The sequence below is a fragment of the Stenotrophomonas sp. P2112 genome (genome assembly GCF_041897515.1).
Lineage (GTDB): Bacteria > Pseudomonadota > Gammaproteobacteria > Xanthomonadales > Xanthomonadaceae > Stenotrophomonas > Stenotrophomonas sepilia.
The window spans coordinates 2,412,672-2,431,162 of the sequence record NZ_CP169216.1; the positions used below are offsets into that span (position 1 = coordinate 2,412,672).

Here is an 18,491-nt window from a genome sequence, read left to right on the forward strand (position 1 = left end):
ATTCAACCGGTGCTGCGGATTACAGCGGACGACCGATGCCGGCGCAGGTGCTGGGGTTGTTCAGGCCGGCCGTGCTGCTGGCCAGCACGAAGCGGTTGCGGATCGCATCGCGCCACGCCTTGGTCAGCGGAATGAAGCCGTGGTCGGTGATCGACTTCTCATACGTGACGGTGTAGGTGGCCGGATAGTGGCGGGCCAGGAAGCCGCGCAGGCTGGTGGCAACGCTCGAATCCTTGTAGCACTGGCCGATCACCAGGTTGGTGTAGCCGGCGATCGGATAGCCAGCCGACGGGTTGCCGAACACCGGCACCCAGTTGGCGGGGTTCTCAGCATCGGTGCCGGTCGGCGGAGCGACGGTGTCCAGGGTGGCCTGCACGCTCACCTGGTCCGGCGAGAAGCCCTTGACCTTGGCGACCTTGGTCGCATCGGTCAGGCTCGGGATCACGTCCGGGCCGACGTAGCCGATACGGCCTTCAGCAGCGTAGACCGTGTTGTACAGCGAGGTGCCACCGGTGGCCGGGGCGGCCACCAGGAACGCCGGCAGGTTGCCGTTGGCATCGCGCTTGTACAGGTCGGCGAAGGTCGACTTGATGGCGAACTTGCCGCCCACCAGCTTCGAGGTTTCAGCGTTCTCAGCGGCACAGGCCGCGGTCAGGAAGCGGCTGAACATTTCGCTGGTACCGCTGCTTTCCGCGCGGTACACCACCTGGATCGGGCCACTGCGGTTGGCATCGATGGTCGACCAGTCGCTGATCGCACCCGAGAACACGCCGCAGATCTGCGCCACGCTCAGGTCCACTGCCGAACCGGCCTTGTTGAACGGGATGGTGACCGAGGTGGCCACCGACGGCACCTGGATCAGCGCGCCGTAGCGGTTGGCGTTGGTCGGCTGGTTGAAGTTGGTGGTGTAGCTACTCAGCTCGGTGCTGCTCAGCACCGAATCGCTGCCGGCGAAATGCACGGTGCCGGTGGTCGAGAACAGCGCCGAGTTGTTTTCCAGGAAGGCCTTCTTGCCGGTACCCGAACCGGTCACGGCGTAGGTGAAGTTCGCCGGCAGGATGCTGTCGGCCGAACCCTTGTAGAGGTCGGCCGGCAGCGAGGCACCGCCGCCGGTAACGGTCTGCGCCGAAGCGGCGCCCACGGTAGCGAGCAGCGCGGTGGCAACCAGCGCGGCCAGGGTCTTGTACTTGGTCATGATCTTCTCCTGAAGGGTTTACTGCGAAGGGAAACACCAAGGGAGGAACGGTCACTACACGCCTGCTGCCGCCGAGGGCCTCCCAGCCCACTCTGCGGCGACGGGTCCATGCTGGTCCGCGCCGATGACAGGCCGCTTAAGAAACCTGTGGAAGATCGGAAAAAGGTGTGGAGGATTGTGTGGAGAATCGAAAGCGTGCCGCGCTGCGCGTTGCGCATCACTGCACCAGCTGATTCATTTCCATGATCGGCATCAGCACGGCCAGCACGATCGTCAGCACCACGCCACCCATCACCAGGATCATGGTCGGTTCCAGCAGGGCGGTCAGCGCCATCGTGCGACGCTCGATCTCGCGCGAGATGGTCTGCGCGGCGCGATCCAGCAGCGGCGCCAGCGAGCCAGTCTTCTCTCCGCTGGCCACGAGATGCACCAGGATCGGCGGATACACTTTCTGTATTTTCAATGCAGAACCCAACGCAGCGCCTTCGCGTACGCGCGCGGACACATCATCGGCGCAGCGCGCCAGCAACGCGTTGCCCAGGGTCTGCCGCGCCGCCTCCAGTGCACGGAGAAGCGGCACGCCGGCATCGAGCAGGATCGCCAGCGTCGAGGCGAAACGCGCACTGTTCACGCCCAGCACGAAGCGCCCGACCATCGGCAGCCGCAGCAGCATCGCGTCCCAGCGCAGGCGCAGTTCCGGCCGGCGCAACGCCAACCGCCATGCCACCACCAGTGCAGCGATGCCGAGCCCCACCCACATGCCCCAGCTGCGCACGAACGCGCTGGCGGCCAGCATTACCTGGGTCAGCATCGGCAGCGTCTGCCGCGCCTGCACGAATGCGGTCACCACCTGCGGCACCACGTAGCTGAGCAGGAAGATCACGATCGCCACCGATACCAGGCTGATCGCCGCCGGGTAGATGAAGGCGGTCAGTACCTTGGCCTGCAGCGCATTGCGTTCCTCGATGTAGTCGGCCAGACGCTCCATCACCCGCGCCAGATCGCCGGAATCCTCACCTGCACCCACCAGCGCCCGATAGATCGGCGGGAAATCGCGTGGCCGCGCGGCCAGTGCCACGGTCAGGCGCTGGCCGGCGCGCACGTCGGCGCGCACAGCGGTGAGTGCCTGGGCCACGTGCGGGCGCTCGGCCTGTTCGATCACCGCACTCAATGCAGCTTCCAACGGCAGGCTGGCCGCCAGCAGGCTGGCCAGCTGGCGCGTGGCCCAGGCCAGCTCGCTGGCCGACAGGCGGCGAGCGCCCCAGCCAGTGCCTGCACTCCGTGCCGCGCTGACCTGCACGGGTGTCAGACCGCGCCCACGCAGCAGCTGGCGAGCACCGCGCGGGCTGTCGGCGTCCAATTGACCCTTCTTGATGCGGCCCTGCGCGTTGGCAGCCTGGTAGTCGAACAGTGCCATGCAGGCCTCAATCGTCGCCGGTGACGCGCAGGATCTCTTCCAGCGTGGTCACCCCGCTGTCGACCCAGCGCTGGCCGTCCTGCCGAAGGGTCCGCATGCCGGCCCGCCGCGCCGCCTCGCGTAGCGCAGGCTCACCCTGCCCTTCATGGATCAGTGCGCGTACCCGGTCGTCCACCACGAACAGCTCATGGATGCCCGTGCGTCCGCGATAGCCACTGTTGGCACAGGCCGTGCAGCCCACTGCGCGCCATACGGTCCGGCCTTCGCCATCCAGCTCGGCACGCCGGCACTGCGTGCACAGCCGCCGCACCAGCCGCTGCGCCAGCACACCGCGCAGCGACGAGGCCAGCAGGAACGGTTCCACGCCCATGTCGGCCAGGCGGGTCACCGCCGAGACCGCATCGTTGGTGTGCAGCGAAGCCAGCACACCGTGCCCGGTCAGCGACGACTGCACCGCGATCTGTGCGGTCTCCAGGTCACGGATCTCGCCGATCATGATGGTGTCCGGATCCTGGCGCAGGATCGCGCGCAGTGCGGTGCCGAAGCTCATGCCGATGCGCGCATTGACCTGGATCTGGCCGATGCCGGCAAAGTCGTACTCCACCGGATCTTCCACGGTGAGGATGTTGCTGGTGCTGCTGTCGAGCTGGCCCAACGCGGCGTACAGCGACGTGGTCTTGCCGCTGCCGGTCGGCCCGGTCACCAGCACGATCCCATGCGGCTGGCGGATCAATCCGGTGAACGTGGCCAAGGTGTCATCGGCCATGCCCAGGCGCTGCAGCTGCAGGCGGCCGGCATCCTTTTCCAGCAATCGCAGCACGGCGCGCTCGCCATGCCCGGTCGGTACAGTGGAAACACGGATGTCCAGCGGCCGCCCGCCCACGCGGATCGCGATGCGCCCGTCCTGCGGCAACCGCTTCTCGGCGATGTCCAGGTGGGCCATGATCTTGATGCGCGACACCAGCGCCGCGTGCAATGCGCGCCGTGGCTGCACCATGTCGCGCAGGGTGCCGTCCACCCGGTAGCGCACTACTGAATGGGTCTCGAATGGCTCGATATGCAGATCGCTGGCGCCATCGCGCGCGGCCTGTGCCAGCAGCGCATTGATCATGCGGATCACCGGTGCATCGTCCTGCGCATCCAGCAGGTCGGTGACCTCCGGCATGTCCTGCATCAGCCGGTCCAGATCGACTTCGCTTTCGGCGGCACCGACCACGGCAGCGGCATCACCGCCGTCACGGTACTGCTCACCCAACCGCTGCTGCCAGGTCGCGGCATCCAATGCCTGGAACGGAAGCGGGCCATGCCGCCGGCGCAGCTCGGCCACGGCCCACGCTGCGGTATCGTCCGTTCCCAGCAGCACCGGCTCGCCACCGGCTTCGGTCAGCATCACGCCGTGGCTGCGCACCCACGCGTACGGCAGCGGCACAACGGCGCTCACGGCCCGATCACCAGTTCCGGCGTGTAGCCCAGCCCGCGCAGCTGCTGCAATGCCGGGTCCAACTTCACCGGATCACGCGGCAGCCGCACGCGCAGGCGTTGCCCACTCTCGCCCGGCGTCGCCTCCGCGTAGGCCTGCAGGCCCAGCGCCCGCACCTGCGCCACGCCCTGGCTGGCACGGCTCGGCTCCAGCCCCTGTGCGAACTGCACCAGCTGCGCATCGCCGTCACCGGCCGGATACAACGCTGCCAGGCTGGTGTTCTGCAACGGCTGGCCGTGGCCATCGCGCGCATTGCCCTGGCCGAGTACCGACAGGTCCTGCGGTGGCAGCTGCGGCGCCGACAGCGCGGGCAAGGCCCAGCTCTGTACGGGCTGCGCGCCGGCCTGCGCATTGCGCATGTAGTCGTAGCGGTCGCGGGTCAGGCGCTGTCCTGCGGCCGGGTCGCGTACCACGTGCGGACGCAGGAACACCATCAGGTTGGTCTTGGCGCGCTTGCGCGAGTCGCTGCGGAACAAGGCACCCAGCACCGGGATCTTCCCCAGCCCCGGCACCGCATCACGGCCGTGGCTGACGCTGTCTTCCAGCAGGCCACCGAGCACCATGATCTGGCCATCGTCCAGCAGCACGCTGGTATCGAGTGCGCGCTTGTTGGTGATGATGCCGGCCGTGCTGTTCGCGCTCTGCGCGTCGATGCTGCTGACTTCCTGGTAGATGTCCAGCTTCACCGTACCGCCCTCGGAAATCTGTGGGCGCACCCGCAGCTTCAGGCCCACGTCTTCGCGCACGATGGTCTGGAAGGGGTTGTTGCTGCCGCCGCCACCGTCGGTCACGTAGCGGCCACTGACGAACGGCACGGTCTGGCCGACCATGATGCTGGCTGCCTCGTTGTCCAGCGTCATCAGGTTCGGCGTCGACAGGATGTTGGCGCCGCCCTTGCTCTGCAGCGCAGTGGCCAGCGCCTTCATGTTGAGGATCTGGCCGACACCGGGCAGATTGATGGTGCCGTCGATCACGCCGATCTTCAGGCCATCCTTGGGCAGCACGTCCAGCGTGGTACGCGCACCGGTATTGAGCCCGCTACCGCCGGTAGCGCCCCCGAAATGGGTGCCGCCAAACGTACGGCCGTTGCCCAGCATCCACTGCACGCCCAGCTCGGCCGCGTCGGTCTGGTTGACCTCCACGATCAGGCTTTCCACCAGCACCTGCGCACGGCGCTGGTCGAGCTGGTCGATCACCCGCCGAAGGTTGCGGTACACCGGCTCCGGCGCCGAAATCAGCAGGGTGTTGGTGGCCACGTCCGCCTGTACCGAAATGCCGTTCTGGCTGAAGCCGGTGCTTCCTGCATCGATCGGGTCGCCCCGGCTCGGGTCCAGCCGCTGCGATTCCAGCGCATTGCCCCCGGGCTTGGCCTGCTGCGGCTGCGACGTCTGGGTGGGCGTGGGACGGTTGGCGTCACCCGGCAGCGGGGTGATTCCTTGGTTGCTGCCCATTGCCGGTGCATCGCTCTGTCCGGCTACCACGCCACGCAGCACACCGGCCAGCTGGTTGGCCTGGGCGTTGCGCAGGTAGACCACATGCAGGTTGCCGGACTCGTCCTGGGCACGGTCCAGCTTTTCCACCAGCTGCCGCGCCAGGCGGGTGCGGCCCGGGCTGCTGGAACGCAGCAGCACGCTGTTGCTGCGCGGGTCGGCCATCACCACCACCTTCTGGCCCGGCTCGGCACCCTGCGCATCCAGCAGCGGTGCGACCATTGCCGCCACGTCCACCGCAATGCCCTGCTGCAGCTTCACCACATCGGTGTCCATGCCGGCGGGCGTGTCGACGCTGGCGATCACCCGCGCGATGCGATCCAGGTTGTCGGCGTAGTCGGTGATCACCAGGGTGTTGTTGCCTGGATTGGCGGTGATCGGATTGTCCGGGCTGATCATCGGCCGCAGCACAGCCACCAGCGCCGCCGCATTCTCATAGCGCAGCGCAAAGGTGCGCGTGGCGATCTCGCCCCCTGCACCACCGCTGCCCACCCGTCCACCGAGCAACTTGGCATCGGCCTGCGGCACCACCCGGCTGACGCCGCCGTTCTCGACCACGGCGAAGCCACGCATGCGCAATGCGCCCAGCAGCAACTGGTAGGCCTGGGTACGGCTGACCGGGCCATCGGAAACCACCGTCATCTTGCCGGTCACGCGTGGGTCGACCAGGAACTGGCGCCCGGTGAAGCGCGCGGCCATGCGCAGCACGCCGCCGATGTCGGTGTCGACCAGGTTCAACTGCACCGGTTCATCGCGGGTCTCCTGCGCCAGCACGGGTGCCGGCGCGTGGCCCATGCACACGATCAGCGCCAATGCGGCACTGCAGGCAAGGCTGCGCATCGCCCTCATGGATGGGCACCCGCAGTTGCCACCATCACGATGTGTCCTGAAATCCGTGCCGCCGGCATGTTCGCATCCCCTGTGCGTGTCAATTGCAGCTGCTGCAACTCGATGGCCGGGTCGGCCAGCAGCGGCAGCAGCCAGTTCCATAGCGCATCGGCGGGTACGGCCCGTACCTGCAGGTGCCAGCGCCCGTCGCGCGCTTCGATATGCAGGCCGTCGGCCAGACCGGCAGCCTTGATCTGGTCACGCAGCCCGGCCAGGGTCGGATGCTGGCCCTGCGCCAGCTGCTGGCGCTCACGCGCGCGCAGCAGCGGCGCCAGTGCGCGGGACTGCGCCTGCAGCCGTGGCAGTTCGGCCTGCCAGTGCGTGCGCTGCTTCAGCAGGGGCTCCAGCCATAACGACCACAGGCCCGCTACCAGCAGCGCCACCACCATCACCCACAGCATCAGCCGGTCGCGCGGTGGCAGGCGTTGCCAGCGCTGCTGCAGGCCCACCAGCCCCTGACCCAGCCGCAGGGTTCGGGTCGTCACTGTCCCGCTCCGCTCACCCGCAGGCGTCCACCGGTATCGCGCGCCAGCTGCAGTCCCTGCGCCTGCATCGCTTGCTGCCAGCGCTCAAGCCGCTGTGGATCGTCGGCCAATGCCTGGGCATCGGCGTCCAGCTCCAGGTACACCTGCCCGGGTTGGTAGTGCAGGCTGTGCACCTGACCCGCCAGCTCCGGAACCGCGTGCAGCGTGCTGGCGATCTGACGTTGCAGCGCCGGCAACGGCGGCGTCGGCGGTGGAACCGCAAGGGCTCGCCTTGCCTGCAACACCGGGTCCACCACATCGGTGACCTCCGGAAAGCGTGCGCTGAACTGCCGTGCCATGCCCTGCTGCAGCGCCTCACCCTCGATCCGCCAACGCGAGACCTGCCACTGCAGGCCAAGTGCAGCCAGCAGCACCGCCGCCAGTGCCAGGCCGATCGCCAATCGCGGCGCTTGACGGCCTGCGCCGGGCAGCGGCAATGACCAACCCGGCAACGGACCACAGGCCTGCTGCTCATGTGCAACGGCGCTGGCCGGCAGGCTGTCCGGCCACGCCGGCGGTACGCTGTCGATCCATTGCACGGCCCGCACCCCGGCCTGTTGCAGGCGGGGGGCCAACGCCTGCATCACCGCGGACGCGTCACGTCCGCCATACCATTGGACAAGTCCCCGATCGCGCCCGCTGCGCACCAGCAGATGCTCGCCGCTGACCTGCAGCGTGGCGTGGCCGCGCTGCCAGGGCAACAGCAGTGGCGTCGGATACAACGCCTGCAGCTGCAGCGCACACGAGGCCAGCAGCTGCTGCACCTGCGAGATGACCTGCTGGCCGAGCCAGGCCACCGGAACCGTACCGTCTGCCGCCTGCGGACCGTGGGCCAGCGCCACGTCCTGCAGGTCATCCAGCAGCATGGCCTCAACCTCACCCTGCAACGCCGCCTGCAGGCGGCGCCCGGACAGCGGCGGCAGCTGCAGTTCCAGCAGGATCAGGTCGTTCGGGTCAAGGCAGGCATGCACTGTGGCCCGCGGATGCCGCAGACCCAGCGCGGCCAGCGTTTCGCGGCCGTGTGCCACTACCTCGTCCTTGTGCAGCTGCGCCCAGTCCACCGCGCTGTCGGCGCGCAGGTGCGCCAACGGCGGCAGGCGCACCCGAAGCTGCACCGTCATGCGCCGATCCTCGTCCACACCCGTTGTACACGTACCCCGTCGTCGCGGTACTCGCGCCAGAGCAGCGCGCGAAAATCAACCGCGCTGCCGTCAGCCTGCACCCGGCCCACGGCCAGGAACCACTCGCTATGGATACCCAGCGGAAGCACGGCCATCTGTTCGTTGCTCAGTTGGAGTCGGTTGGCGATGTCACCGCGGTTGAGCAGCCAGTGGCCGGCGTCGCGCTCAGCGAGCAGCGCCTGCAGCCTTGCCGGTTCCACCGCAGGCGCCACCGCCTGCAGGACGCTCAGGTCGCAGGTGTTGGCGTTGACCAGGGTCTGCGCCGGCAACACCACTGTGCGCCGCACCAACGCCTGCAACGCCACCGGGTCAGCGCCGACCAGCGCCTGTTCGATCAGTGATTCGCGCGGCAGCGGTGCCTGCGCCTGCACATCGCCGTCGCGCAGGCGCGCCTGGATGTGGTCCACCGCGGATGCGCAGGTGCCCTGGCCCAGCCCCTGCCCGGCGCACAACGCGACGAACGCGCCCCGCGCCTCGGGGTCCGGTCTGCCCTGTGCCAGCAGGTTGCGCAGGTTGAACATCGACTGCGCATCGACCAGTTGCAGCTGCACCGGCAATGGCGCCTGCAGTTCCAACGGGCGCGCCCAGCGCCCGCTGCGCACCGTGGTCAGCTGTTCCTTGACATCCTCACGCAGCTGCTGCGCCGCACGCTCCAGCGTCGCATCCACCGCCATGCGTACCTGTGCGCGCAACTGGTCGCCGCGAAGCGCGCGCAGCTGCGCCGACTGCCGGGTCAGCAGCGCAGTGGCAATCACGGCCACCAATGCCACCACCAGCAAGGCGACGATCACCGCCACGCCACGCTGGTGGATGCATGAAATCGAACGCGTCCGGGCTGCCATCAGCACGCCTCACAGCTGCCAGGAGCCGATGTCTGCGTTCCCGGCGTCGCCACCGGGCTTGCTGTCCGCACCCAGCGAGAACACATCGATGTCGCCATGAGTGCCTGGAACCTGGTACTGGTACGGATGGCCCCACGGATCATTCGGCAGGCGATCCAGATACGGCGTCACCGGCAACGCACCGCTGCCCTGCGGCGGCTTCACCAGCGCCTGCAGGCCCTGTTCGGCACTGGGATAGCGCCCATTGTCCAGCTTGAACAACTTCAGCGCCTGCATCAGCGCCGCGATGTCCTGGCGCGCCGCCACCACACGCGCCTGGTCCGGACGGTCCATCAACCGCGGCACGATCAGCGCGGCAAGGATGCCGATGATCACCACCACCACCATGATCTCGATCAGGCTGAAGCCCTGCTGCCGAGCCCTGCGACCACCTGCCTGCCTTGCCATTGTTCCGCCCTCGTCATCCTGGAAGAGACCGCTGCACCATGGTCAGCGGTGCATGTGTCAGTACGATAAACATCCGCCTGCGATTCGCTGCGCGGTCGCCTGTGCGGCCGCTCGTGCAGCCGGCGCGCGTGCCGCCTCGAACAGGTGAGGCGGCACGCTGGCCAGTGTTTCGTCGATGCATTCGCGCAGCAACGGATGCACGCATGCCTGCAACAGGCGCACGCACTGCGTCGGCGACCACGCGGTGCCGTGGTCGAGGCCAATGAACATCCGGTAGGCCTGGTGGTAGCGCAGGTCGTCGTACACACGCTGTGCACTGTTGAGATCACGCACGACCACCAGCAGCGCTGCACGTTGCAGCAGCCGCGCATCGGCTGCGCCAAGCGGCAGCGCGCTCATGGCCGCGTCGGGCCAGGGCCACAGCCGCAGGTCGAGGGCCTTTCGAAGTGCCGCCAGTGGATGCGCACTGCTGTCCAGTGCCGCCCAGCGTGCCGCATCCACCCAGGCGTCACTGGACAGCACCCAGACCCACGAGCGCCCGTAGCGCTGCACGTTCAGTGGCGTGTGCCGTGCCTGTTCCAGTGACTGGCTCAGGTGGCGATCCAGCTCCAGCATGCTGATCCTGCGACTGTCTTCCATCTGCGCCGCCCGTGCTCCGCGACGCGTGGTGCGTCGTACTCTGGAGAAGACGTCAGCAAGGCAGGTGAAGCGACACCGCGAATGCAACTCTGTGCACGGGGTGGCGCTTCATCGGCAACGTCATCGCAGCGTCATCCGCCTGCAGGCTTCGCGCTGCAGCCGCGGTGCGTCACCCCCACAACGGCGGGCCAGTACCGCCACGTCGCTGCGGGCAGCGAATGCGACCAGTGCATCGGTCATGTCCACGTCATCGCACCATGACGCCAGCGCGACGCGCAGTGCGGGCAGCTGCCACCCGTCCATCACCCCATGGGCGCCCGCCACGAACCAGTGCCAGAGCCGATGATGCAGCACCTGCTCATGCAGCTGCGTGAGATCGTCGATGCCATGGATGTCCGCCAACAGCAGTGCGCGTGCAAGCGCCGCAGGCGGCAGCGCCCCGGATTCGACCAAGGGCATCTCCTGCTGCTGCAGCCGCAGCAGCATCGCCAATGGGTGTGACTGCGGATTGAAGTCCAGCAGCACCGCCTGCTGCTGCCACTGCGCGTCAGACACCACGCACACCCAGGGCGAACCATAGCGATGCACCATCAAGGGCCTTCGCTGGGTGGTTTCCAGCAATGCAGACAGATTGCGACGCAGATCGAGCACACCGATGGTCTCGTTGCGCATCCTTGGCTTCTCCTCGCTTGCAACAGCCCTGCGCGGCGCGCACGGCCAGCGCCTTCATCTATCCAAGGACGGCGATGCCACCCGGAAAGCGACGCAGATCCAGCGACATCGTCAGTCGCAGCTGCTCCAGCGCCGCGTCCGGATCATCGATGCGGAAGCGGCCACTGACCGGCGCGCGCGCCAATGCCGATTCACCCAGCAGTACCTTGCCCCGCCGGTAACGGTTGATCTCGTCCACCACCTCGCCCAGCGGTGCGCGGCGGAACACAAGCATGCCTTCGGTCCAGGCACTCACTTCCGAAGCTACGGCCTCGGCCACGACGCCACTGAGGCGCTCGTCGAACCGGGTCTGCTGGCCAGCCTGCAGCTGCAGGCGGCCCTGCGGGTGCTCGATACGGGCGCTACCCTGCAGGCAGGTCACCCGTACCTGGCCGTGGGTGTTGCGCACGTCCAGGCGCACCGCACCTTCATCGGTAATCACGCAACCCGGGCCCGCGAACAGCGCCAGGCGAAGGCCAGCGCCGGTTTCGATCGAGGCCTGGCCCTGCACCAGCTCGAAGCCTTCGCCCTGCGCGTGCGCGCGGCGACGCAGGCTGCTCTGCGTATCCAGTTCGATCTTGAGCTGCGGCAAGGGCGCGATCTGTAGTCGTTCACCTGTGCCGGTGTGGAAATCGGCCGCCATCGCCGTCACCGAGGGCCACAATCCCAGCGGCGGGCGGAGCGCCGCCGCCACCACCAGACTGGCTGGCGCTGCCACCGCAGCGCCCAGGAAGGCGCGCCGGCTCCAGCGCTGGGCCGGCGTCGGCGCGACCGGTTCGCGCGCGCCGGCGGGCAGTCGCTCGCCGGCCAGCCGCACCTGCTCCCACTGCCGGCGCGCACGGCCAAACGCTTCACGATGACGCGGGTCGGACTCGCACCATGCACGGAACCGGCGCCCATCGGCAGCGGTCGCCTCGCCCGAGGTCAGCCGCACCACCCACGCATGGGCCTGACGCTCAACGGCATCCAGCGGGCGTTGCGGGCGGTCGTCAGGATCCATGGGTCTCATGCCGGACCCGCACGCTGCGGGGTTCTGCTCGGCGTCAAAGTGTAGACGGATGCCGTCGCTCAGAACCGCACCTGGCGCCCCTGCCCGCTGCGTTCGGCCAGGTAGTCCTGGGCTGCCTTCAGCTCCCGCTGCACCAACCGCAGCGACACACCGAGGTGGTCGGCCACGTCGCGCTGCTGCAGGCCATCGACGCGGATTGCCAGCAGGATGCGACGACGGCGCTCGGGCATGCGCTGCAGCAGGCCGACCATGTCTTCCAGCGCGAAGTCCAGCTCGGCCGCCTGCGCCGGCCCCGGCCCCGGGTCGGCCATGTCCATCAGCGTATCCACCTCCTCCAGGCTCAGCAGGCGGTGATCTGCCCGTTGGCGGTCGATCACGGTGTTCATCGCCATCCGCAGCAGGTAGGCCGCAGGGTTCTGCACCGCGTCCAGGCGGTCACGGCGCGCACTCAGGCGCACCCACGTGTCCTGCAGCGCGTCGCCGGCCAGCTCTTCCGATCCGAGCTTGCGCACCAACCGGCGTTTCAGCTCGTCGTAGGCACCCAGGAGGTGGTCCATCAGATCAACCGCCCCAGCCGTACCGTTGCTCATGTTCGAATCCTTGAAGTCATGGAAGGGGCGCGCGCCGGCCGCAGTCGTGGTCGGTGCCGGAAGGACGGATCTGCAGCGTCACCGGCTGTGGCAGCGCGGCGGCCTCGGCCGCCAGCACCAGGCCGTGCAGCGCCTGCAGCAGGCGTGCGTCGCGGCGATCACTGCCACTGCCGGACAGCAGCTCGGGCTCGCTCACCTGGCCCGCGCTGTCGATGCGGAAGCGCAGCGTTGCGGCATAGCGGCCGGGCGCAATCTCCGGGTCGTCACAGAACGCCGCACGCAGCCGCTGCTGCAACCCGCCGTAGCGACGCCGGCGTTCGGCCTCGGGCAGCCCCGCGCCAACATCGGGTTCCGCGGCCGAGGGCTTGCCCCGGCGCAGCACCACACGCTGCTCGCCGATCACCTCGGCCTCGATCCCGGTGTCCTGCAGCAGCGACTCCAGCGCCACAAGCGGCGCCAGGCTCCCGCGCAGCGCATGGCTGCTGCGGCCCGAAGCAAGGTCGCCGGGGTACATCACCGACCACCCACTGATGACACTGAAGCGCTCGACCGCCTGTTCCAGCGGCTGCGCAGGGATGTCGTAGGCGTGAACCGCGTCCTGTGCGGCAGCGGCAAAGGACAGCAGCAGCCATGCGGCGATGGCCACCTTCCAAGTTCTGACCGCATGGTGTCCATTCAGCCCCCTGACGTAGAACACATGACCCTCGGCAGCGACAGCAGCTGCAACGGTCGCGCACCACAACCGGAACCCCGGCCCACGCGCGACCCGCAAGCGGGCTCAAACCGTACCGAGGGCACATGTCATTGCGATGACCGCCGCCACGGCTGACGCCGAGGCAGGCTCCGTGGGGCCAGTCACGCATCAGGAATCAATGAATCGAACAGACATGATCATCTGCCCCTGGGGTCAGAGCCCGTTGCGCAGCAACGGGATCCGACCCCGACAGGTCGTGGGAAACTGTCGAAGGCGGGGTGGGTCTGGTTGCAGGGGTGTCCGCGGCATGGATGCCGCGGCCAAGCCCCCATGGAAGGGTTTACGGCGTCCCCTGCAACCGGACCCACCCCGCCATCCCACGGAATGCACGCTGTTGCTTCGGCCGTTGCTTCTGAGGTTGCCGGCCAGCGGCCGGCACTACCGGCGGGTGCCGGGTGCAACCCGGCCGCAAACCCCATCCCTCAAAGCGGCAGCTGGGTCGTCTGCTTGATCCGCTGCATCGGAATCTCGGTCTTGGTGTTCTGCACTCCGGCGATCCGGTTCAGGTGCTGCATCTGGAACTGCCGGTAGGCGTCGAGGTCGGCCACCGCCACCCGCAGCAGAAAGTCGCAGTCACCGGCCATCAGATGGCATTCCAGCACTTCCGGGAAAGACTTGATGCTGTTGATGAAGTGATTGGTGGTGTCCTCGTCCTGCCCGCGCAGCCACACCCGCACGAACACGGTGAAGCCGCGGCCCACCTTGGCCTCGTTCAACAGCGCCACGTAGCGGTCGATGTAACCGCCCTCCTCCAGCAGCCGCACCCGGCGCAGGCAGGCCGACGGCGACAGCCCGACCAGACGGGCCAGCTCCAGGTTCTGCAGGCGGCCGTCGCGCTGCAGGGCGTCGAGGATGCGGCGATCAAGGTTGTCGAGCTGGTACTGCATGAAATTTCGTCCTAGTCGACTCTGGCCGCATGGAATATCAATCATCCAGAATCCAGTGGCATCAACGCAACCCGATTTCGTGATCGGACCGCTAGCATGGGCCACCCCCACCTCGTCGTGCCGTTCCATGGACGCCCGTACCACCCTCCCCCTGCCAGACACCTGCGATACCGCGCCGCGTGCCGAATTCCTGCGCGGCCTGCGCGCCGCCGTACCGGTGATGATCGGCTTCATTCCGTTCGCCCTGGTGCTCGGCGCGCAGGCGGCCCAGAAGGGCCTGAGCGCACTGGAAGTACCGCTGATGACCGGCCTCAACTTCGCTGGCGGTTCGGAGTTCGCCGCCGTCGAACTGTGGACCTCGCCACCGCACATCGCACTGATCGTGGCGATCACCGCGCTGGTCAACAGCCGCCACCTGCTGATGGGCGCCAGCCTGGCCCCGCTGCTGCAGCACCTGCCGCGCCGCCGCGTGCTGCCGGCGCTGTTCTTCATGTGCGACGAAAGCTGGGCAATGGGCGTGGCCGATGCGCGTCGACGCGCGCTGGGCTTCAGCCTGGCCTACTACCTGGGCGTGTCGGCAGGCCTGTACACCGTCTGGGTGGCCTGCACCGCACTCGGTGCGATCGTCGGGCCGATGTTGGGCGACATCCACGCCTATGGCTTCGACATGGCTTTCCCCGCCGTGTTCCTGGTACTGCTGCGCGGCATGTGGCAGGGCATGAAGGCGGCTAGACCGTGGCTGGTCAGCCTGGTCGTCGCCGCCGCCACCTACCTGCTGATCCCGGGCGCGTGGTACGTGGCCAGCGGCGCATTGGCCGGCCTGGCCGCCGCCTGGCTGCTGGCGGAGGACCCGGCATGATCTTCAATGGACTGATCCACTGGACCTCGGTGTTGACCATCGTGCTGATGGCTGCCGCCACCTACCTGACCCGCATCGTCGGCTTCCTCGCGCTGCGCAACCGCACGTTGAGCAAACGCGCCGTGACGGTGATGGAAGCCGCGCCGGGCTGCGTGCTGATCTCGGTGATCGCCCCGGACTTCGTCGCCGACAAGCCGGCCGACCTGGCCGCACTGGCGATCACCCTGCTGGCCGCCACGCGGCTGTCGATGCTGCCGACGGTGCTGATCGGCGTGGTCTCGGCGGGTGTGCTGCGCTATCTGATGGGCTGACGCGCCCGCGACTTCCCCACAGGGTGTGACTGGATGCGCAAGTGTCGCCATTGGCGCGACCTGCGCATGTCTCTGGTGCATCGAATGTGACCCGGAGCCAACTACTGCAGGTGTTTGAAACAATTCCGATTGCCTGATCGAGCCAGAGTCGATACGCATTGAGTACCGAGCCAGCGAGTTGAACTGATCGGTCAATCGACGTCAAACCTGGAGAGTACCAATGAGCAATCTACGAGCTATCGTGGCAGCAATCGGTATCGCCCTCATCTCTGCTGGCGGGCTGACCCCCTGATGCAGCGCCGTCAGCCCAAGCGTACCCAATCGGGCTCCGCCCTCGGGCTCTATGCTGGGCTGGCGGCAATCCTTCTGGCCACAAGTGCGTGCCAATCCATCCAACTGCCTCCCCGGGACCTGGTCAGTCCCGATGGAGGGTATGCCACCCTGCTGCGAGGCCCATCCTCACATCTGAAGATCAGCACAGTGTCGGTGCTACCCGGCCCGGAAAGCTCGGAGTATCCCAATCGGTCCATCGAGTGCGGGTGGTCATCCGTCGCAACTCGACTTCTCTGGGCAGATGGAGCGCTTTCGGCCATGCAAGCATCACAGCTCTGCGAGTCCGCTGCACGATCCGCTGGACTGCCGCTCGAGGCCAATGGGCAGGAACGGACGCCTGTGCATTATCAGCTCACGATCGTAAATGACGGAGGCGGCATCTGGCGACAACTGCCAGGACCAGAGCGGCCGGGCCAGGTGGTCAGCTTCTGGTTTCCCTCCGGCCCGGACGCTGATTCGCTGCGCAGGCGCGTGATCGCCACCACCGCTCATGAGTTCCAGCATATCGCCACCGCATTGTCAGGGCAGCCTCGGCGCGGCCGGCAACGGGAACCAGTCGCCTATCTGGCTGGCGCATGTGCGCAGTTGCTGATCGAAGGCACCCTTGCGCGCGCGAACCTCCCGGGCGGACACGATCCGCGAGCTGATCCGTTCCTGCCATCTGCAGCCAGACGCTCCGCGCACGCGGGCAGTACGACCGGGGCAGCACTGCTGCGGTTCTTCGGTGACGCAGACACCTTGCACATCAATGAGGGAGGTCGCCACCTCGTGCAGCATTGCCACGAGACGATCGGCTTTCCCCTGCAGCAGTGAACGCTCCCTGCGACACCCGGTCGCAGCCCTTCGCGCCACCCGCTTGACCAATGTCAAACCGCCCGCTGCGGTGCGGGCGTATCTCTATGCAGGACCCGAACACGCCGGCGTTACCGGCATCCACAAGGACCCTGCGATGAGCTACACCCCCGACAACGCCCAGCTGCTGAACGCCATGCAGAACGTCATGGTGATCTCCACCACCGACCTGCAGGGCAACATCACCTATGCCAACGACCTGTTCTGCACCCTCACCGGCTTCGCCCGCGAGGAACTGATCGGCCAGCCGCACAGCATCGTGCGCCACCCGGATGTGCCCAAGGCGGTCTACAAGGACATGTGGGACACCATCAAGGCCGGCAAGACCTGGACCGGCATCGTGCCCAACCTCGGCAAGGGCGGCGTGCTCTACGTGGTCGACACCACCGTGCAACCGCTGTTCGACGCCGACGGCAACATCACCTCCTACATCAGCATCCGCCGCGTGGTGAACGACCTGATGCAGAACTACGACCTGGTCGAGTTCAGCAAGGAAAAGTTCGACGACTTCTACGAGGCCGCGTGAACGCCCTCCCGACCAGTACGCCCTTCAGCCGCCTGCTGGTGGGTTTCGCGTCCGAGTCGGGCAATGCCCGCGCCCTGGCCCAGCGCCTGGGCGCGGACCTGCAGCCGCACGCGCCGCAGGTGCTCCCTTTCAACGACATCGAGGTGGCCAGTCTCGGTCACGGCGACGTGCTGCTGGCGATTTCCAGCTCGTTCGGCGATGGCGAACCGCCGGCCAATGGCGAACAGTTCTTCGAAACACTGCGCCAGACCCCGACGCTGGCTGGGCTGCGCTATGCAGTGTTCGGCCTCGGTGACACCGGCTACCCTAGCTTCTGCGGCTTCACCAAGGCGCTGGATGCTGCACTGAGCGAGCGCCAGGCGCAGCCGCTGCTGCATCGGGTGGACGCCGACCTGGGCTACGAGCAGTTCTTCCAGCAATGGCGGCCGGTGCTCGGCCAGGTGCTGGAGGGCGACCTCAACGCTGGCCAGGACCTGCGCCTGCAGGTCACCGCCTATGGCGAAGACAATGCGTTTGCCGCCCCCATTCTCGAACGTCGCCGCCTGAACAGCAGCGACCCCGCTGCCTGGCACCTGCAGCTGGACATTGCCGGCAGTGGCATGGCCTACCGCGCAGGTGACACCCTGCACGTGGTACCCGAGAACGATCCCGCCCTGCTGCAGGCATTGGCTGCCTGGTATGGCGACACCGCCGCCGTGGCCGCCCTGCACGACCGCGAGCTGCGCCTGCTGAGCAAGGGCGTACTGCGCGAACTGGCCAGGCTCGGCGGTAGCGAGGTACTGAAGGGTCTGTTGAAGGTCAGCCAGAAGCGCGAGCTGGACGCCTACCTGCACGGCCTGGACCTGCTGGACGTGCTGCAGGACCACGCCACCCCGCACAGCGTTCCTCTGGCCCGGCTGCGCGGGCTGCTGTCACCGCGGCTGCCTCGCGCTTATTCCATCGCCTCTCACCCTTGCGACGACCAGCTGAGCCTGTGCGTGCGCGAAGTGCGCTACACCCTGCGCGACCGCGAGCGCTTCGGCACCGCCACCGGCAGCCTGCTGCACGGCGGCGACCACGCCCGGGTGTACTGCCGTTCCAACCCCGGCTTCCACCTGCCCGATACCGGCCAGGCACCGCTGCTGCTGGTCGGTACCGGCACCGGCATCGCACCGTTGATGGGCCTGATGCAGGAACTGCAGGCCAACGCCTGCGAACGTGAAGTGCACCTGGTGTTCGGCGAGAAGCACCGCCAGCACGACTACCTGTACCGCGACCAGCTGCAGGACTGGCACACGCGAGGCGTGCTGGCCGGCCTGCATACCGCGTTCTCGCGCGATGGCGCCGAAAAGGTCTATGTGCAGCACGTGCTGCAGCAGCGCGCCAGCGAGGTGCGTGATGTCCTGGCCCGCGGTGGGCACCTGTACCTGTGCGGCAACAAGAGCCACCTGGAAGGCGCGGTGCGCAAGGCCATCGATGCCATCGGTGGTGAAGGGCACTGGGACGCGTTGCGGGGCGAAGGCCGCACCCACTGCGAGTTGTACTGATCCATGACCACCGGACCGCACGGACCTTGA

General features: G+C 67.6%; 19 protein-coding genes. 5 read left to right on the plus strand and 14 right to left on the minus strand.

The genetic code is table 11. The annotated features are described in order from the left end of the window. Positions 1–19: 19 nt before the first annotated feature. The 14 genes from ACEPA4_RS11190 to ACEPA4_RS11255 form a co-directional block, all read right to left on the minus strand. Complete coding sequence (locus ACEPA4_RS11190) at positions 20–1,195, minus strand: substrate-binding domain-containing protein (RefSeq protein ID WP_139727184.1); 1,176 nt, start codon at positions 1,193–1,195, stop codon at positions 20–22. Positions 1,196–1,412: 217 nt separating this feature from the next. After that, positions 1,413–2,612, minus strand: coding sequence for a type II secretion system inner membrane protein GspF (gene gspF, locus ACEPA4_RS11195; protein ID WP_262090745.1), 1,200 nt, complete (start codon positions 2,610–2,612; stop codon positions 1,413–1,415). A 7-nt stretch (positions 2,613–2,619) separates the two neighbouring features. Then, positions 2,620–4,053: a type II secretion system ATPase GspE gene (gene gspE, locus ACEPA4_RS11200; protein WP_053499838.1), complete on the minus strand. Its 1,434-nt coding sequence runs from the start codon at positions 4,051–4,053 to the stop codon at positions 2,620–2,622. Beyond that, the gene (gene gspD, locus ACEPA4_RS11205; RefSeq protein ID WP_315974267.1) at positions 4,050–6,431 is read right to left on the minus strand and encodes a type II secretion system secretin GspD; all 2,382 of its coding nucleotides are present in this window, start codon (positions 6,429–6,431) and stop codon (positions 4,050–4,052) included. The genes gspE and gspD overlap by 4 nt, the downstream gene beginning before the upstream one ends. Then, on the minus strand, positions 6,428–6,955 hold the full coding sequence (gspM, locus tag ACEPA4_RS11210; protein ID WP_021203914.1) for a type II secretion system protein GspM: 528 nt from the start codon (positions 6,953–6,955) through the stop codon (positions 6,428–6,430). Before gspM ends, gspD begins: the two co-directional genes overlap by 4 nt. Beyond that, positions 6,952–8,115, minus strand: coding sequence for a type II secretion system protein GspL (gene gspL, locus ACEPA4_RS11215; protein WP_065185680.1), 1,164 nt, complete (start codon positions 8,113–8,115; stop codon positions 6,952–6,954). The genes gspM and gspL overlap by 4 nt, the downstream gene beginning before the upstream one ends. Then, entirely contained in the window at positions 8,112–9,017 is a 906-nt protein-coding gene (gene gspK, locus ACEPA4_RS11220) for a type II secretion system minor pseudopilin GspK (protein WP_032954238.1), read from the minus strand. The genes gspL and gspK overlap by 4 nt, the downstream gene beginning before the upstream one ends. 9 nt (positions 9,018–9,026) lie before the next feature. Further along, positions 9,027–9,464 carry a type II secretion system major pseudopilin GspG gene (gene gspG / locus ACEPA4_RS11225; RefSeq protein ID WP_005416799.1) on the minus strand — a complete coding sequence of 146 codons (438 nt, stop codon included), beginning with the start codon at positions 9,462–9,464 and terminating at the stop codon, positions 9,027–9,029. A gap of 57 nt (positions 9,465–9,521) precedes the next feature. After that, positions 9,522–10,079 (minus strand): hypothetical protein, encoded by a 558-nt coding sequence (locus ACEPA4_RS11230; RefSeq protein WP_231109059.1) that lies wholly within the window; start codon positions 10,077–10,079, stop codon positions 9,522–9,524. A 144-nt stretch (positions 10,080–10,223) separates the two neighbouring features. Further along, the gene (locus ACEPA4_RS11235) at positions 10,224–10,775 is read right to left on the minus strand and encodes a hypothetical protein (protein WP_005416804.1); all 552 of its coding nucleotides are present in this window, start codon (positions 10,773–10,775) and stop codon (positions 10,224–10,226) included. A gap of 58 nt (positions 10,776–10,833) precedes the next feature. Continuing rightward, positions 10,834–11,814: a DUF4880 domain-containing protein gene (locus ACEPA4_RS11240; RefSeq protein WP_065185681.1), complete on the minus strand. Its 981-nt coding sequence runs from the start codon at positions 11,812–11,814 to the stop codon at positions 10,834–10,836. Between the two features lie 68 nt (positions 11,815–11,882). After that, the gene (locus ACEPA4_RS11245; protein WP_065177664.1) at positions 11,883–12,413 is read right to left on the minus strand and encodes an RNA polymerase sigma factor; all 531 of its coding nucleotides are present in this window, start codon (positions 12,411–12,413) and stop codon (positions 11,883–11,885) included. A 16-nt stretch (positions 12,414–12,429) separates the two neighbouring features. Next, positions 12,430–13,110 (minus strand): STN domain-containing protein, encoded by a 681-nt coding sequence (locus ACEPA4_RS11250; protein ID WP_065177663.1) that lies wholly within the window; start codon positions 13,108–13,110, stop codon positions 12,430–12,432. A gap of 479 nt (positions 13,111–13,589) precedes the next feature. Continuing rightward, a complete protein-coding gene (locus ACEPA4_RS11255) occupies positions 13,590–14,054 on the minus strand; it encodes an Lrp/AsnC family transcriptional regulator (protein WP_005413654.1) in 465 nt (154 codons plus the stop codon). A 127-nt stretch (positions 14,055–14,181) separates the two neighbouring features. Here ACEPA4_RS11255 and ACEPA4_RS11260 point away from each other — a divergent pair, with 127 nt between their 5' ends. The 5 genes from ACEPA4_RS11260 (at position 14,182) to ACEPA4_RS11280 (ending at position 18,461) form a co-directional block, all read left to right on the plus strand. Further along, the gene (locus ACEPA4_RS11260) at positions 14,182–14,913 is read left to right on the plus strand and encodes an AzlC family ABC transporter permease (RefSeq protein ID WP_005416820.1); all 732 of its coding nucleotides are present in this window, start codon (positions 14,182–14,184) and stop codon (positions 14,911–14,913) included. Then, positions 14,910–15,224, plus strand: a complete 315-nt coding sequence (locus ACEPA4_RS11265; protein ID WP_005409898.1) for an AzlD family protein — start codon at positions 14,910–14,912, stop codon at positions 15,222–15,224. The genes ACEPA4_RS11260 and ACEPA4_RS11265 overlap by 4 nt, the downstream gene beginning before the upstream one ends. Before the next feature lie 591 nt (positions 15,225–15,815). Further along, positions 15,816–16,370 (plus strand): hypothetical protein, encoded by a 555-nt coding sequence (locus tag ACEPA4_RS11270; RefSeq protein WP_262090751.1) that lies wholly within the window; start codon positions 15,816–15,818, stop codon positions 16,368–16,370. A gap of 136 nt (positions 16,371–16,506) precedes the next feature. After that, positions 16,507–16,935, plus strand: coding sequence for a PAS domain-containing protein (locus ACEPA4_RS11275; protein ID WP_005409905.1), 429 nt, complete (start codon positions 16,507–16,509; stop codon positions 16,933–16,935). After that, positions 16,932–18,461, plus strand: coding sequence for a sulfite reductase flavoprotein subunit alpha (locus ACEPA4_RS11280; RefSeq protein ID WP_065185682.1), 1,530 nt, complete (start codon positions 16,932–16,934; stop codon positions 18,459–18,461). The genes ACEPA4_RS11275 and ACEPA4_RS11280 overlap by 4 nt, the downstream gene beginning before the upstream one ends. The last annotated feature ends 30 nt before the right edge of the window (positions 18,462–18,491 follow it).